This is a genomic window from Glutamicibacter sp. BS14 (genome assembly GCF_056934375.1).
In genome coordinates this window covers 1,540,601-1,555,850 of the sequence record NZ_CM167801.1, presented here as the reverse complement: position 1 = coordinate 1,555,850, position 15,250 = coordinate 1,540,601, and the positions used below count along the sequence as shown (strand labels likewise).

At 60.6% G+C, this 15,250-nt stretch carries 16 protein-coding genes; 8 read left to right on the top strand and 8 right to left on the bottom strand.

Features of this window, described 5'->3' with window-relative positions; all coding sequences use genetic code 11:
- Positions 1-33 precede the first annotated feature (33 nt).
- The 3 genes from AC1Z36_RS07340 to AC1Z36_RS07330 all read left to right on the top strand — a co-directional run bounded on the left by AC1Z36_RS07340 (position 34) and on the right by AC1Z36_RS07330 (position 2,519).
- On the top strand, positions 34-528 hold the full coding sequence (locus tag AC1Z36_RS07340) for a DinB family protein (RefSeq protein ID WP_133833563.1): 495 nt from the start codon (positions 34-36) through the stop codon (positions 526-528).
- 30 nt (positions 529-558) lie between these two features.
- Positions 559-1,026 (top strand): GNAT family N-acetyltransferase, encoded by a 468-nt coding sequence (locus AC1Z36_RS07335; RefSeq protein ID WP_133833562.1) that lies wholly within the window; start codon positions 559-561, stop codon positions 1,024-1,026.
- 308 nt (positions 1,027-1,334) lie between these two features.
- The gene (locus AC1Z36_RS07330; RefSeq protein WP_105656995.1) at positions 1,335-2,519 is read left to right on the top strand and encodes a TerC family protein; all 1,185 of its coding nucleotides are present in this window, start codon (positions 1,335-1,337) and stop codon (positions 2,517-2,519) included.
- 73 nt (positions 2,520-2,592) lie between these two features.
- Here the strand turns inward: AC1Z36_RS07330 and AC1Z36_RS07325 are convergent, their stop codons facing one another.
- Positions 2,593-3,003 carry a YccF domain-containing protein gene (locus AC1Z36_RS07325; protein ID WP_105656996.1) on the bottom strand — a complete coding sequence of 137 codons (411 nt, stop codon included), beginning with the start codon at positions 3,001-3,003 and terminating at the stop codon, positions 2,593-2,595.
- 126 nt (positions 3,004-3,129) lie between these two features.
- Here AC1Z36_RS07325 and trmB point away from each other — a divergent pair, with 126 nt between their 5' ends.
- Both trmB and AC1Z36_RS07315 read left to right on the top strand, forming a co-directional pair.
- Positions 3,130-3,987 carry a tRNA (guanosine(46)-N7)-methyltransferase TrmB gene (gene trmB / locus AC1Z36_RS07320; RefSeq protein WP_133833561.1) on the top strand — a complete coding sequence of 286 codons (858 nt, stop codon included), beginning with the start codon at positions 3,130-3,132 and terminating at the stop codon, positions 3,985-3,987.
- Between the two features lie 50 nt (positions 3,988-4,037).
- On the top strand, positions 4,038-4,664 hold the full coding sequence (locus AC1Z36_RS07315; protein ID WP_400341976.1) for a GNAT family N-acetyltransferase: 627 nt from the start codon (positions 4,038-4,040) through the stop codon (positions 4,662-4,664).
- Here the strand turns inward: AC1Z36_RS07315 and AC1Z36_RS07310 are convergent.
- From AC1Z36_RS07310 to dnaK, 4 genes are all read right to left on the bottom strand, one after another.
- Positions 4,661-5,089, bottom strand: a complete 429-nt coding sequence (locus tag AC1Z36_RS07310) for a heat shock protein transcriptional repressor HspR (protein WP_105656998.1) — start codon at positions 5,087-5,089, stop codon at positions 4,661-4,663. The two genes, AC1Z36_RS07315 and AC1Z36_RS07310, sit on opposite strands and share 4 nt — an antisense overlap.
- A gap of 113 nt (positions 5,090-5,202) precedes the next feature.
- Positions 5,203-6,177 (bottom strand): DnaJ C-terminal domain-containing protein, encoded by a 975-nt coding sequence (locus tag AC1Z36_RS07305; RefSeq protein WP_105656999.1) that lies wholly within the window; start codon positions 6,175-6,177, stop codon positions 5,203-5,205.
- A gap of 85 nt (positions 6,178-6,262) precedes the next feature.
- Entirely contained in the window at positions 6,263-6,844 is a 582-nt protein-coding gene (locus AC1Z36_RS07300; RefSeq protein ID WP_105657000.1) for a nucleotide exchange factor GrpE, read from the bottom strand.
- Positions 6,845-6,857: 13 nt separating this feature from the next.
- On the bottom strand, positions 6,858-8,711 hold the full coding sequence (gene dnaK, locus AC1Z36_RS07295; RefSeq protein ID WP_105657001.1) for a molecular chaperone DnaK: 1,854 nt from the start codon (positions 8,709-8,711) through the stop codon (positions 6,858-6,860).
- A 249-nt stretch (positions 8,712-8,960) separates the two neighbouring features.
- Here dnaK and AC1Z36_RS07290 point away from each other — a divergent pair, with 249 nt between their 5' ends.
- Positions 8,961-9,179, top strand: a complete 219-nt coding sequence (locus tag AC1Z36_RS07290; protein ID WP_332730904.1) for a PLD nuclease N-terminal domain-containing protein — start codon at positions 8,961-8,963, stop codon at positions 9,177-9,179.
- An 82-nt stretch (positions 9,180-9,261) separates the two neighbouring features.
- Here AC1Z36_RS07290 and AC1Z36_RS07285 read toward each other — a convergent pair whose 3' ends face one another.
- The 3 genes from AC1Z36_RS07285 to AC1Z36_RS07275 all read right to left on the bottom strand — a co-directional run bounded on the left by AC1Z36_RS07285 (position 9,262) and on the right by AC1Z36_RS07275 (position 13,972).
- On the bottom strand, positions 9,262-9,735 hold the full coding sequence (locus tag AC1Z36_RS07285) for a small multi-drug export protein (RefSeq protein ID WP_105657003.1): 474 nt from the start codon (positions 9,733-9,735) through the stop codon (positions 9,262-9,264).
- A 191-nt stretch (positions 9,736-9,926) separates the two neighbouring features.
- The gene (locus tag AC1Z36_RS07280) at positions 9,927-11,468 is read right to left on the bottom strand and encodes a DEAD/DEAH box helicase (protein ID WP_133833560.1); all 1,542 of its coding nucleotides are present in this window, start codon (positions 11,466-11,468) and stop codon (positions 9,927-9,929) included.
- Positions 11,469-11,773: 305 nt separating this feature from the next.
- A complete protein-coding gene (locus tag AC1Z36_RS07275; protein WP_483561889.1) occupies positions 11,774-13,972 on the bottom strand; it encodes an MMPL family transporter in 2,199 nt (732 codons plus the stop codon).
- Between the two features lie 72 nt (positions 13,973-14,044).
- Between AC1Z36_RS07275 and AC1Z36_RS07270 the strand changes: the two genes are divergently transcribed.
- Entirely contained in the window at positions 14,045-14,557 is a 513-nt protein-coding gene (locus AC1Z36_RS07270; RefSeq protein ID WP_105657005.1) for a MarR family winged helix-turn-helix transcriptional regulator, read from the top strand.
- Positions 14,554-15,177 (top strand): LysE family transporter, encoded by a 624-nt coding sequence (locus AC1Z36_RS07265; protein ID WP_105657006.1) that lies wholly within the window; start codon positions 14,554-14,556, stop codon positions 15,175-15,177. The genes AC1Z36_RS07270 and AC1Z36_RS07265 overlap by 4 nt, the downstream gene beginning before the upstream one ends.
- Positions 15,178-15,250: the final 73 nt, after the last annotated feature.

Below are 15,250 nucleotides of genomic sequence, written 5' to 3'. Positions count from 1 at the left end.
TGTCACTGACGATTTGCCGACTTAAGATAAGGCATGGCCAACCCGGATTCCAAAGACATTTTTTCACTGACCCACGATGATATGGTCCAAGTTTTCATCGATCAGCACCGGCAGATGCTGCTTTCCTGCACCGGCGGACTGAGTGAAGCCGAAGCCAGATTGAAGTTGGTTGAATCCAAGACCACGCTGCTCGGGCTGGTGAAACATGCGATCTTCGTGGAACGGGTCTGGTTCGGTGAAGCAGCCACCGGCCGGAGCCGTGCAGAGCTGGGCATTGCCTCTTCGCCCAGCAAATCATTCGACTTGGAGGCTTCCGACACCATCGATTCGATTCGGCACGAATATGCCCAAGCCATCGAACTGTCGCATCAAGCAGTCGAAGGCAAAACAGGAGATGACGTCTTCTCAGGCAACCGGCGTGGACCGCTGCCGCTGCGCTGGATCCAGCTGCATATGCTGCGTGAACTGGCACAGCATTGCGGACACGCAGATATCCTGCGTGAACAAATCCTGGCCGCGCGGAAATAGCGTGCCGCCCTCAACCGGTAGACTCCGGGCATGCCATTAGAACTCCACCCGCTTCCCGCTGAAGAATTCCATTCGTGGATGGCACGAAGTACCGCCGAGTACGTATCGGACCTTGTTGCCGCTGGCAGTTCCCAGCACAAGGCGCAGGAAGATGCAGACCGGGCCATGACCCGGGCCTTTCCCACCGGATTGCCAAGTTGCACCAATGCGGTATTCACCCTGGAGCATGGCATTTTCGGCGATGTGGGCTATGTCTGGATCGGCCACGACACCTCAGGCGATCCGGCTTCATGGTGGGTTTGGGACATAGTTGTCGACCCCGGGCACCGCGGCAAGGGGTTCGGACGCCAGGCCATGAATTTGGCCGAAGAATACGCCCGTGCCCACGGCGCACGTACCCTGGGGCTGAATGTGTTCGGATTCAACCAGAGCGCTCGCGGCCTCTATGAATCGCTTGGATATGAAACCACCAGCATCAAGATGCACAAGTCGCTCTAGCAGCGCCTAGTTCCTGCCCCTAGCCCACGTTGCTCCAAGCAAAGTGCATTCTTCGAATTGCTATTGACGCCTACCCAACTGCACAAAGACAAAGTACATTACAGATCATCATGACATCCACGGACCAAGATTTTTCCAGAAGCATCGCATCAGGATAAGCTGGTAGAACGTAAGGGAGTATTCATAATCGTTGAATCCGTCAATACGCAGGACTTCATGGTCCTGCCGGGTTTTGCGGCCAGCCCCGGGGTCGGTGAAGAGACTTACTCAGATGCGTTCGCGCGCTACTTACGAAAGCAGGAATCCCTATGGGAGTTTCCCCTATGATTTGGGGCATCACGATTGTCGTGATTCTCGCCCTTCTGGCCTTCGACTATTTCTTCCACATCCGCAAGGCCCACGTTCCATCGCTGCGTGAAGCAGCGATCTGGTCCAGCATCTATGTTGGCTTGGCCCTCGTTTTCGGTGTGCTGGTGCTGGTCTTCGGCGGAATCGACATGGGTGCCGAGTACTTTGCCGGCTACATTACCGAGAAGGCCCTGTCGGTCGACAACCTGTTCGTCTTCCTGATTATCATCGCCAGCTTCCGCGTACCCCGCGAAGACCAGCAGAAAGTCCTGCTCTTCGGCATCGTCTTCTCGCTGATCGCACGTACCGCCTTCATCTTTGTCGGCGCGGCGCTGATCAACCAGTTCGCTTGGGTCTTTTACCTGTTCGGCCTGATCCTGCTGTTGACCGCAGGCAACCTGCTGAAGAAGGATGACGAATCCGATGAGGCCAACAACTTCATCATCCGGATCGCCAAGAAGCTATTCCACACTACCGACAACTATGACGGCGACAAGCTGTTCACCAAGATCGATGGCAAGAAGGTCCTGACTCCGATGCTCCTGGTCATGGTGGCCATCGGCGGTACCGATATTCTCTTCGCTCTGGATTCCATCCCTGCGATCTTCGGACTCACCCAGAACGTCTACATCGTGTTCACGGCTACCGCCTTCTCGCTCATGGGACTGCGCCAGCTCTACTTCCTGCTCGACGGATTGCTGGACCGCTTGATCTACCTGTCCTACGGGTTGGCAGCAATCCTGGCATTCATCGGCGTGAAGCTGATCCTGCATGCACTACACGAGAACAACTTGCCATTCATCAATGATGGTGAGCACGTGATGGTCATTGAAATCAGCACCGGCCTGTCGCTGAGCGTCATTATCGGCGTCCTGGTGCTGACAATTCTCGCTTCGCTGTTCAGCAAGGCAGGCAAGGCCCAGACTGCCATCGGCAACCTGCGCCGCCATGCCAACAGCTACAACGACCTGAGCTACACCTCGGACGCGGTCGAACGCGAACGCATCTACCGCGCCTTGGTGGAGGAAGAAGCGTATGTGAAAACCATGGAAAAGAAGTACCGCGACAAGGCCAAGGACGTGGACAAGATCCGTGTCGAGGTCGCCGAAGCGCACCGCCAGCACGATGAGTACCTCAAGAGCTGATCAGGTTCGTACATAAAGCGAATGGCTGCCAACCCCATCAAGGGTTGGCAGCCATTCGCTGTCTTGGCGCAGCCTAGCGGCGAACACCGCCGATGAAATAGTCCGAAGGCACAATGACCTTGCCCAGAGGCATCAGGGAAACCGGGATCATCTTCAAGTTTGCGATCCCCAGCGGGATGCCGATAATCGAAATGAACATCGGGATCGCGGTTACCACGTGCCCAACGGCAATCCAGATACCAGCAAAAATGATCCAGATGATGTTGCCCAGGGTGGAGAACGCGCCTACCGGGCCGTTGTCGACCACGGTGCGGCCAAACGGCCACAGCGCATAGCCGGCAATGCGGAACGAGGCGATGCCGAATGGAATGGTCACGATCAGCACGCAGCAGATGATGCCTGCCAACACGTAGCCCAAGGCCAGCCACAGGCCGCCGAAAAGCAGCCAAATAATGTTGAGAATACCGCGCACTAAATCAGTCATGGTTATATTCTCTGTCTTTTGCCTGTTTTACTCCATCGGGGATCCCCCCGATTTTCTTCTAGGGGTGTCCAATCCCCTACCGTTCGGCAAGCATCGAAGCAGCTTGCTCGGATAGGATTAATCATCATGAGCGAATCGAGCGAGCAGCAGCGCCCAGCCCACGGCACTGCCCCTAGGAACCCAGACCTTTTCCGTGCCGAGCCGGTATCCTTCGTGCGCCGCGGCAACCGCCTGCAGGGCCGCCGTGCCAGCGCCTGGGAGCGCAATGCCGATCAGTACGTCATTGAGCCGCCCCGCAAGATCGCCGACACTTCGGTTGCCGATGACTTCCAGCTCGATCCTGCCGAGGCTTTCGGACGCACCGCACCGCTGATCGTGGAGATCGGCACCGGCCTGGGCGAATGCATCGCCAACGCCGCCAAGGATGATCCCGAGCGCAACTACCTCGCCGTTGAGGTCTACCGTCCGGGCCTGGCCCAGCTGATGCTGAAGGTCGAGTCTTTCGGCATCACCAACGTCCGCGCAGTGCAGGCCAATGCCCCAGAGGTTCTGGATGTCATGCTGGACGAGAACAGCGCCGATGAGATCTGGATCTTCTTCTCAGATCCATGGCACAAGCCGCGCCACCATAAGCGTCGCCTGATCAAGGCCTCGTTCCTGGACAAGGTCTCCCGCGTGCTCAAGCCGGGAGGCACCCTGCGCTTGGCCACCGACTGGTCCAACTACGCCGAGCAAATGCGCGAAGTCCTCGAAGCCCATCCGGACTTCGAGAACCAGCATCATGGCAATCTGTCCGGCACTGAGAGCAACCTGACCAAGGTGCGCCGCGAGGGCATGGAAGGCTTCGACCCCGAGCCAGAATTCACAGATGCCCAGGGTGGCTGGGCCCCGCGTTTCGAGCGCCGGATCCTGACCAGCTTCGAAGGCAAGGCGCTCAAGGCTGGTCGTCTGGTCTTCGATCTGGCGTACACCCGCATCGGCTAGTCGCCGAAATAAAGCATTGAAGAGGCCATGGAATCCCTAGGATGGATTCCATGGCCTCTTCTTCTGCGCAAAGTCTGCACTACGCCCAAGCTCCGAGAATGGACTATGCCGGGGTGCGGCTAGAACAATTGTCAATGGACCACGCCCCGGATCTGATCCAGCTCGCAGCCAACGGCCAGTTGGATGAAGCGTGGTTTGCTACCACTCCATCGGCCGAATCCATGCGCTTGGATATCCAGCGCCGCTTGGCATTGCAGGAAACTGGCGAGATGGCTCCCTTTGCGATCATCGACCTGTCCACCGGCAAAGCGGTGGGGGCCACGACTTACTTGAATATCGACGCGGCAAATCACCGCGTGGAAATCGGCTCAACGTTCCTGGCCATGCCAGCCCAAGGCACCGGGATCAATCCAGCTGCCAAGTTCATGCTGCTGCGCCGGGCTTTCGAGGAACTGGATTGCTATTCAGTGGCTTTCTGCACGCACTGGCACAATGCCGCTTCACGCGCCGCGATTGCACGGCTCGGCGCTAAGCAGGATGGCGTGCTGCGCAATCACAAATATGATCCAAAGAGCGGCACCCTGCGCGATACGGTGGTGTTCTCAATACTCCCGCACGAATGGCCTGCCGCGCGCACCCAATTGGAAGCGCGCTTGGCCCGGCACGGACGGATCTAGCGTCCGATAGCGCGGCGCGCGGTAAACAGCGTCACGGTCGGTTCACGGCGTTCAGGGCGCATGCCCCTAGCCAACGAAACGATGTCGCCTCCAGCGGTGCCCGCAGCGAAGATGCGAGATTGGCCCTGGCGTACGGCGGAAAGTTCTTGGCGAAGCCCATTGACTTCGGTTTGCAGATAGGCGACTTGATCTTGCAGGTCCAGGATGCGCTTGATGCCCTCGAGCGAGACGCCTTCCTTGCTCAGGGCCTGCACCTGGCGCAACAGTGATACGTCGCGCTGCGAGTAGCGGCGTTGCTTTCCGCTCTGGCGGCTGGGCGAAACCAAACCAATGCGGTCATACTGGCGCAGCGTCTGCGGATGCATGTCTGCAAGTTGCGCGGCGACGGAAATGACGAAGACAGGTCGCAGGTACTCCCCGTTCACGTTGCTTCTACCACCTTTCTGCAAGGACCTTGGATTCGGTCCCTATTGCCTTCGAGTCTATCTTCCCTGCCCAGCCAATTCGATGACGGGGCAGGGAAGACAGCCTATTGGGTTCAGAGCTTGGCTTTGGCAGCCAAATCCACTCGTGGATCCTCGCCCTCGGTGGCTGATGCGAAGTCCTCCACGGCCTTCTTTGCAGCATCCGAGAGGTTCTGCGGAATCGCGACATCCAGGACGATCAGCAGATCGCCGGTGGCCTTGGAGGTCTTCACGCCGCGGCCCTTCAGACGCAAGGTGCGCCCGGAGTTGGATCCAGCGGGAACCTTCACCGCAACGGAATCCCCGTCCAGGGTCGGTACGTGGATCTTTGCTCCAAGCACCGCTTCAGCGAAGGTCACCGGCACGTGGATGCGGATGTTGTTCTCTTCGCGCTTGAAGAACGGGTGCTCGCTGACCTTGACCTTGACCAGCAGGTCGCCGTTGCCGGCAGCACCAGGCTGGCCCTTGCCGCGCACGCGCACCGACTGGCCATCCTTGATGCCCGCCGGTATGCGCACGTCAATGACCTCGCCATTCTGCTCGCGCAGGCCAATGGTGGTGCCCTTAATTGATCCGGAGAAGGAAATCGTGGTGCTCGCCGTGCGGTCAGCACCCTTGCGCGGTGGTGCGCTCTGGCCGAAGCCGCCGCCACCGAAACCGCCGCCACCACCGAAGAGGTCGGAGAAGTCCGGCTGCCCGCCGCGGCCACGTGGGCCCGCTCCGCCGCCTCCGAAGAGGTTGGAGAAGATGTCCTCGAAGCCGGCTTGCCCGCCGGGGCCGCCCGGTCCGCCACCAGCAGAGAATCGCGCTCCGCCGCCCATGGCGCGGATCGCGTCGTACTGCTCGCGCTCTTCCTTGTCCGAAAGCACCGAGTTGGCTTCGGAGATGTCCTTGAATTTCTTTTCAGCGGCCGCATCACCCTGGTTGGTATCCGGGTGGTACTTGCGCGCAAGCTTGCGGTACGCCTTCTTGATGTCCGCCTCGCTGGCGTCCTTGGAGACGCCCAGAATGGCGTAAAAGTCTTTTTCGATCCAGTCCTGACTTGCCATCAGGGCCCCATCCTTTCAGTGCCAATTCGACACTGCCCACTGTCGAAGACTCGGCAGTGGGCAGTATCGATTGTGCTATTCGTGGCTATTCGCCGGTTGCTACCAGCACCTGAGCTGCACGCAGGATGATGGTTCCCTTGCGGTAACCGGTGCGCAGCACCTGTCCCACGTGGTCGGCTGGAATCTCGTCAACAGCCTGGCGAAGCAGGGCTTCGTGGATGTTCGGGTCGAATTCCACGCCGGCCTCGTTGATGCGCTCCAGGCCATGCTGAGCCAGAATTCCATCCAGCTTGTTGGCGATCGATGCGAACGGGCCGTCGGCGAGGTCGCCGTGGGCTCGCGCCGCATCGATGTCGTCAAGCACCGGAAGCAGGGTGTTGAGCACGGACTGCACGGCGTTTTCACGCGCTACGGCCCGGTCGCGTTCCACGCGCTTGCGGTAGTTGACGTATTCGGCCTGCAGGCGCAGCAGGTCGTTGCGCAGTTCGGTTTCCACCGCACCGGCCTCTTCCGGCTGCGCCGAATCGGCTTCAGCGCCAGCAGCAGCTTCGTTCAGGATCGCCTCGGCCTGACCCAGGGCGTCAGCGGTTGGCTGCTCGTTGGCGGCCTCTGGCTGGTTCTCCGGCTCCTGGCCGGAGTTCTCGTTCTGGTCCTTTGCCTCGGACATATTCCTAAACTCCTTACTTCTTGTCGGCTTCGTCTTCGTCGATGACCTCGGCGTCGACGATGTCTTCATCAGCGTTCGGTGCCTGCTCGCCCTCAGGAGCCTGGGCGCCCTCGGCCTGCGCGTTGGCGTAGATTGCCTCGCCCAGCTTGGTCTGCGATGCCTGCAGCTTCTCGAACGCGGCCTTGACCTCGTCGTCGTTGTCCTGCTTCTCCAGGGCAGCCTTCAGGGCGTCGACGTCAGCCTGGACCTCGGTCTTGACCTCTTCAGGCAGCTTGTCTTCGTTGTCCTTGATCAGCTTGTCTACGGAGTAGGCAGCCTGCTCAGCGGCGTTACGGGTCTCAGCGGCCTCGCGGCGTGCCTTGTCTTCTTCGGCGTGTGCTTCAGCTTCCTGGACCATGCGCTCGATGTCTTCCTTGGACAGCGAGGAACCACCGGTGATGGTCATCGACTGCTCGGTGCCGGTGCCCTTGTCCTTGGCGGATACGTGCACGATGCCGTTGGCGTCGATGTCGAAGGTGACCTCAACCTGCGGGATGCCGCGAGGAGCCGGTGCGATACCGGTCAGCTCGAAGGTGCCCAGCGCCTTGTTGTCGCGGGTGAACTCGCGCTCGCCCTGGAAGACCTGGATGGATACCGAAGGCTGGTTGTCCTCGGCGGTGGTGAAGGTCTCCGAACGCTTGGTCGGGATCGCGGTGTTGCGCTCGATCAGCTTGGTCATCACGCCGCCCTTGGTCTCGATACCCAAGGACAGTGGGGTGACGTCGATGAGCAGAACGTCCTTGCGCTCGCCCTTCAGCACGCCTGCCTGCAGCGCTGCGCCCACGGCGACAACCTCATCTGGGTTCACGCCCTTGTTCGCTTCCTTGCCGGCCAGGTCCTTGACCAGTTCGGCAACGGCTGGCATGCGGGTGGAACCGCCAACCAGGATCACGTGGGCGATGTCCGAAACCTTGACGCCTGCCTCGGCGATGACGTCGTTGAATGGCTTGCGGGTGCGCTCCAGCAGGTCCTTGGTCAGGTCCTGGAACTTGGCACGCGAGAGGTGCTCGTCCAGGTGCACTGGGCCTTCCGGGGTCACCGAGAGGTACTGCAGCGAGATGTTGGTGCTGGTAGCCGAGGACAGTTCCTTCTTGGCCTGCTCAGCAGATTCCTTCAGGCGCTGCAGCGCGATCTTGTCCTTGGACAGGTCCGCGCCCTTGGCCTTGGCCTGGGCCAGCAGCCAATCCACGATGCGCTGATCCCAGTCGTCGCCGCCCAGGCGGTTATCGCCTGCGGTAGAGCGGACCTGGATGGTCGAGAAGCCGTCGTCGTCCTTGCCGACTTCCAGCAGGGAAACGTCGAAGGTGCCGCCACCGAGGTCGAAGACCAGGATGAGCTCGTCTTCCTGGCCCTTTTCCAGGCCGTAAGCCAGCGCAGCTGCGGTTGGCTCGTTGACGATGCGCAGGACGTTCAGGCCGGCGATCTCGCCAGCTTCCTTGGTGGCCTGGCGCTCTGCGTCGTTGAAGTATGCAGGAACGGTGATCACCGCGTCGGTGACCTTCTCGCCCAGGTACGACTCAGCGTCGTTCTTCAGCTTCATCAGGGTACGAGCCGAGATTTCCTGAGCGGTGTACTTCTTCTCGTCAACGTCAATGGTCCAGTCGGTACCCATGTGACGCTTGACCGATGCGATGGTGCGGTCGATGTTGTTGACGGCCTGGCGCTTGGCGATATCGCCAACCAGGACTTCGCCGCTCTTCGAGAAAGCAACGATCGACGGGGTAGTGCGGTTGCCTTCCGCGTTTGCGATAACGGTTGGCTCACCACCTTCGAGCACGGAAACGACGGAGTTGGTGGTTCCTAGGTCGATACCTACGGCACGCGACATAATGACTCTCCTTTGCCTTGGTTGAAAGTACTAACGCTGAGGACATTTATCCTCATTGAGCGTTCTGCACTCAAGTTTACTCAGCCACTTTCGGCTGTCAAATCAACTTGAGCGAAGGTGACTCAACTTTGCGTTCTGCTCATTTCAACTGCGGTGGTGAGAGAATAATTCCCGTCCTGAAAAAATTTTTCGTTCATCCGCTTTCAACGCTTCCAGCGGGCGGGAAAAGCGGCAGCTAGGAGCCACCTCATGGAAACGAAGCGCAAGTTCCAGGATCTGCCACCGGGCGGAAAGATCGCGGTCGCCTCTGCGGCAATTGCCGAGCTGACCTTGATGGTTGCGGCACTGCGGGATTTGCACAAGCGCCCTGCCGAACAAGTCAAGGGTCCAAAGCCGGCATGGGCAGCGGCCAGCATGATCAATTTCCTTGGCCCCATCGCCTATTTTGCTTTTGGACGCCGCAAGTAATCCCTTGGCATTCCATAGCCACTGGAAAGCAAGCCGTCCTCGTTGGTTCGAGGACGGCTTGTTCGCTTTCAGCGAGTTCCGGTTAGCCCATCAGGCTAATTCCCCGGGCAGCCAGAACGCCAAACGCGGTGCCCCACAAGATAATCGAGATGATCTGCCAGATGATCACCTTCTGCTTATTGGCGCCGAAGGAGACCAAGGCAGCCGAGGTCACCTGCGAAGGCAGGATGGTCTGCCCCAGAAGGCTCACCCCGGCAATGCCGTATTTATCGAAAGCTCGGCGCAGCTTCTCGAACTTGCGTTCCTTCTTCTCCGAGTCCTTGCCCTTGCGAACCTTGTTGCGCACGGCGTGGGCGCTGTTGACGAACAACAGCATGGAAATCACGTTGCCGATCACGGCGGTGGCGATGGCAGCAACCACCGGAACACCGATGACCACGCCAATGGCCGAACCAAAGTAGGACTCGATCAGCGGAATGGCAGCTAGCAAAGCAACAGCCAAGAATTGCAGTGGCTCTGGGAAGGACGCGGCGAAGTTCTGCAGGGATTCAATCATGGCTGGTGCTCCTGAAGCGGTGAAGGTTAATCGGCGACTCGTTGCTTCAATCCTATGTATCGCCTAGTCGAGGAGGGATCAATCAGCGGAGCTAAACTTTTGACGCGCAATTTCCCGGGTATAACGCAAAACTCCCCCGCATCCATTGGGATGGATGCGAGGGAGTACTCCGCAAGGATTAGTGCCAGCGCCTAGTTGCCACGACCAGCTGGGCTCGATGCGCGACGCGGGCCACGCGAACGGCCACCGGTTGCACCGCCAGCGGCATTGCGGCCGCCGGTTCGCGGTGAGCGCGAAGGGCTCGACGGGCGTTCAGCGTTGGCACCTCGTGCGCCGCGGGCTGGACGGTCGGAGTTCGCACCGCGGGCGCTGCGCGCTGGACGCTCGCCCTGGCTAGCGCCGTCACGTTCCGTACGGCGGCGTTCGCCGCCACGGCCCTGGGCTTCGGCAGCTGGCTTGGCGCCACGCGCCGGGCGCTGGCCGCGGCCACCGCGGCCGGCACCTTCACCGGCAGGCTTGCTCTTGGCAGGATTGCGCTTCTGCTGAACCGGAGCAACGTAGGCAACCGGCTCGGCAACTTCGCCGACGACCTTGGCCACAACCGGAGAATTCAGGTTGACCTTTTCGAAAGGCACCTTCAGTCCGGCCTGCTTCAGCAAAGTCGAAACGTCGCCCTGCTGATCAGGGGTGCAGATGGTCACTACAGTTCCATCCGAACCCGCACGTGCGGTACGGCCGGAGCGGTGGGTGTAGGCCTTGTGCTCTGCTGGTGGATCAACGTGGACAACCAGCTCCACACCATCAACGTGCACGCCACGAGCGGCTACGTCGGTGGCGACAAGAACCTTCGCCTCGCCTGAAGCAAAAGCAGCAAGGTTGCGGTCACGGGCATTCTGCGAGAGGTTACCGTGCAGGTCTACCGCCGGAACGCCAGCCTTGGACAGGGTAAGCGCCATCTTCTTGGCGTGGTGCTTGGTGCGCATGAACATGATGCGACGGGCAGTGCCCTGGGCCAGAACGCGGATCAGGTCCTTCTTATCATCGTTGCCGATGACGAAGACGTGGTGCTCCATGGTGTTCACAGCGGCCTTGGGTGCATCCACCGAGTGAATGGTCGGGTTGCTCAGGTAGCGCTTGACCACCTTGTCCACACCGTTGTCCAAGGTAGCGGAGAACAGCATGTGCTGGATGCCGGTTGGCATGCGGTCCATGATGCGGCGAACTACAGGCAGGAAGCCCATATCGGCCATGTGGTCGGCTTCATCCAGCACGGAGATTTCCAGCTGGGACAGGTCCACGACCTTCTGCTTGATCAGGTCATCCAGGCGGCCCGGGCAGGCGATGACAATGTCCACGCCCTCGTTCATGGCCTTTTCCTGGCGGCTCTGGGCCACACCACCGTAGATCACGGTGGTACGCAGGCCTGCGGCCTTTGCCAGCGGGTCAACGGTCTTGGCAATCTGGGTCGCCAGTTCACGGGTTGGAGCCATGATCAGCGCGCGTGGGAAACGGGCCTTGCGGCGCTGTGGGCGATCTGCCAGCCGAGCTACCAGGGGCAGCGAGAAGGCCAAGGTCTTGCCGGAGCCGGTCTGGCCGCGGCCCAGGACGTCGCCGCCGGCCAAGGTCGACGGCAAGGTGGCTTCCTGGATCGGGAAAGCGGCTTCGATCCCGCTGGCAGCAAGGACCTTCGACAGGTATTCGGGCACGCCGAGGGCGCTAAAAGTTACGGACATATTCAAACTTTCTCTCTGATTCGCACGCCTGCTTCAGGCGTTGGGTTTCGCCGAGCCAGGAGGAAGTCCGCAACATGCAAGGCCAAGGAAGGCCTGCTGCCAAAAGTGGACCGGCGGAGGTTTTCCGGGCGATCCACAGGAGGGAAATCTAAACTGTCGACGCATGCGCCACAGAATTTTCCGGTGACGCACAAGTACCCATACTACAGTGCGAAAGCGGGGCCCGTCTGTGAGCGGCCCCGCTTTGCACTGCTGCCCCGGGAGACGTTCACCACTAGGGCTCCCGGGACAGGCCGCCGCGCTGCCTAATTCAGCTCGAATTCCTTCTTCGCCAATTTCGAGGGCCACCAGACCTTTGGTCCGATTTCTTCGACCAGCGCCGGCACCAGCAGGCTTCGCACGACGAAGGTATCCAAGAGCACCCCGAAGGCCACGATGAAGCCCAACTGGCCCAGGAACATGATTGGCACCACACCCAGTGCGGCGAAGGTAGCGGCAAGCACCACGCCGGCGGAGGTAATCACGCCGCCGGTGACCTTCAAGCCCACCCGCATGCCCTCACGGGTTCCGCGCTTCAAGGATTCCTCGCGCACACGGGTCATCAAGAAGATGTTGTAGTCAACGCCCAGCGCCACCAGGAAGACAAAGCCGAACAGCGGTACGGATGGATCGGCACCCACGTAGCCGAAGACATTGTTGAAGACCAGCGCACTGACACCCATCGCCGTGCCGTAGGACAGCACGGTGGTCAGGATCAGCAGCACCGGAGCCAGAATGGAACGCAGAAGCAGCATCAAGATCAGCAAAATGGCCAGGAGGGTAATCGGAATGATCTTGAACAGATCCGCGATGGCCGTCTCGTTGGTATCGAGCTGGGTCGCAGTGGTGCCGCCGACCAGCGCGTCGGCGTCGACCGCATGCAGCTGCTCGCGCAGCTCGACCACGGTCTGCTTGGCGGCATCCGAGTCCGCTGCATCGGCCAGCGTCACCGACATCAGGTTGCGGCCATCGACGCTCATTGGCTCGGCCCCGCGGGCGGCCATGGCCGGTCCGCCGTCTTCAGCCTGCAAGTAGGCCGAATCCACGCCGGAGACATCAAGGGCCTTTTCCAGGGCCGTCTGCGCTTCGGCTTCATCGACAATCACCGTGGCCGGGGATCCCGTGCCGCCAGGGAAGTGCTCGCCCAGGGCGATCTGCCCGTCACGCGACTCCGAACCGCCTACCACCAGCTCGCTCTGCGGCACGCCATGGGCCTTGAGCTGGGTCATGCCCAGCGCTCCCACGGCGAGAACCAGAGCGGTGATGATCCAGATCGGGCGCGGATGGCTGGCAACGAACCGCGCAATGCGGCCCCACAGGCCTTCCTTCTCCTGGCCTTGGGCGTCCACGGCCACCGGCTTGGGCGGGAAGGGCCAGTAAGCGGCCCGTCCCAGCAAGCCGAGCACCGCCGGCAGGAACGTCAACGCGGCAATGATCGAGAAGATGATGCCCGAGGCGCCAATGGGTCCCAGTGCCTTATTGGAGTTCAAATCGGAGAACAGCAGGCACAGCAGGCCCACCGTCACGGTGCCGCCCGAAGCGACAATCGGTTCCAGCGAGCCTTTCCATGCGGAAGCCACGGCCTGCCACTTGTCCTGGCCGGCCATGAGCGCTTCCTTGTGCCTGGCCACGAACAGCAGCGAGTAGTCGGTAGCCGCACCGATGACCAGGATGGACAAGATGCCCTGGGCCTGGCCGTCGAGCCGGATCCAGCCTTCGAATGCCATGAAGTACACCGCGACAATTGCCGCGCACAGCGCGACGACCGAGGTGAGCAGCACCGTGAAGGGAAGCAGGATCGAACGGTAGACCAGCAGCAGGATCACCAGCACAGCTACCAGGGCCACGCCCAGCAGCACGCCGTCGATGCCGCCGAAGGCCTCGACCAGGTCGGCGCTGAAGCCTGCCGGCCCAGTGACATAGGCGGTGGTACCTTCGGGCTTCTCGGCGGCCAGGAGCGAACGCAGCTCTTCGACTCCGGTATCGGCCTCCACCTCGCCGGAGACCGGAACGATGAATTCAGCGGCCTTGCCGTCTTCGGAGAGGAAGGGCCCGGTGATCTGCCCGTCCAGATGCGTGAAGTCCTTCAGCGCCTCGCCGATCCCTCCAGCAGTTTCCTTGCTGACCTCGCCATCGCTGGTGAGCAGGACCACCGCTGGGATTGCTTCGGTGGAGCGGAATTTATTCTGCCATTCCAGGGCTTCGGTTGCTTCGGCGGTGGCCGGGAGGAAGGAGGTCTGGTCGTTGGTCTGGACCTCGGAAAGCTTGCCGAAGGTCGGGCCGCCGATTCCTGCTACACCCAGCCAGAGGATGATCAGCAGGGCGTAGATTCCTGCCCTGATGCCGATACCCTTCTTGTCCAATCGCTTCTTGCCCGATGGCTGGTCGGTTTTCGCTACATGCGCCACTGATCCGTCCTCACTCATGATTGCTGGCGGTGGATCAAAGGGCGATCCGAATGCCATACTACAAGACTTACTTCCATCGTAGAAATACTTCCCAGGCTATTAAATGCTTTTCCGACTAGGATTGCGCCTATGAGCGCAAGAGAACAGCACAATTTGGTCATGCTCCTGCAGGAATTCGGCCAAGCCTCGGACCGCTACGTTGAGTCCACCGGAGCACTTTACGCAACGCACCGTACGGATATGAATGCGCTGTCGATCATCATGAAATACGAGCAGCGCAGCCTTCTGCCTTCCCCGCGCGACCTGAGCCGCGACCTGCAACTGAGTTCCCCGGCTACCACCGCCATGCTCGACCGCCTGGAAAAACTGGGAATGATCGAGCGCCAGCGCTCGGACCGGGATCGCCGTGTCATCCGCATCGCCATGACACCCAAAGCCCGCGGCAAGGGCATGGAAATGTTCATGCCGCTAGGTGCCAAAATGCGGGAAGTGATCAGCCACTACGACGAGCAGCAGCTGCAGGTCATAGCCCGCTTCATGGCAGAAGCCGTCGCCGGCGTGGACAGCGCGCGCGAAGAAGTCGTAACACAGCGGGCAACGAAACCAGCCAAGAGCGCGACGGACACTAGCCTTAAGCAGTGACCCTTTCACTCTGGATATCCCTTCTCAGCGCCTGCATCGTCATCAGCTTCACCCCCGGCGCCGGAGCCATCAACACGATGAGCAATTCAATGCGCCAAGGCTGGCGTGCTTCCATTTGGGGCGTGCTCGGGCAGCAGATCGCCTTGCTGATCCACGTGGTGATCGTTGCCGCAGGAGTCGGTTTGCTCGTGGCCAGCTCGCCGTTGCTGTTCGCCATCATCCGCTACGCAGGCGCTGCCTATCTGGTGTATCTCGGTATCCGCATGCTGCTTTCCAAGCCGGAGGTCGCCTCCGATGGAACCAGCACCGGGCACCGTCTGACCCGCTGGTCCATGCTCAACCGGGGCATCCTGGTCAACCTGCTCAATCCGAAGGCCATCGTCTTCTTCTTGGCTTTCACCCCGCAGTTCATCCGCACCGATCAGCCGCTCCTGGCGCAATATGCCATCTTCATCGGCACGGTCATCGTGGTGGACATCGCGGTGATGTTCTTCTTCTTTGCCGGCACGGCCCGCACCTTCCAGCGCTTCACCGCGACCTACCGCGGCGCCAAGCTGCTGAACGTCCTCTTCGGCGTACTGTTCATCCTGGTCGCCGCGCTCCTGCTGCTCATGCACTAGCATTTTCGCCCCGCTCTTGCCGTAGAACTCCTAGCCGTGAACCGATTCCCGGGCCAATTTCCGAATCGTTGCC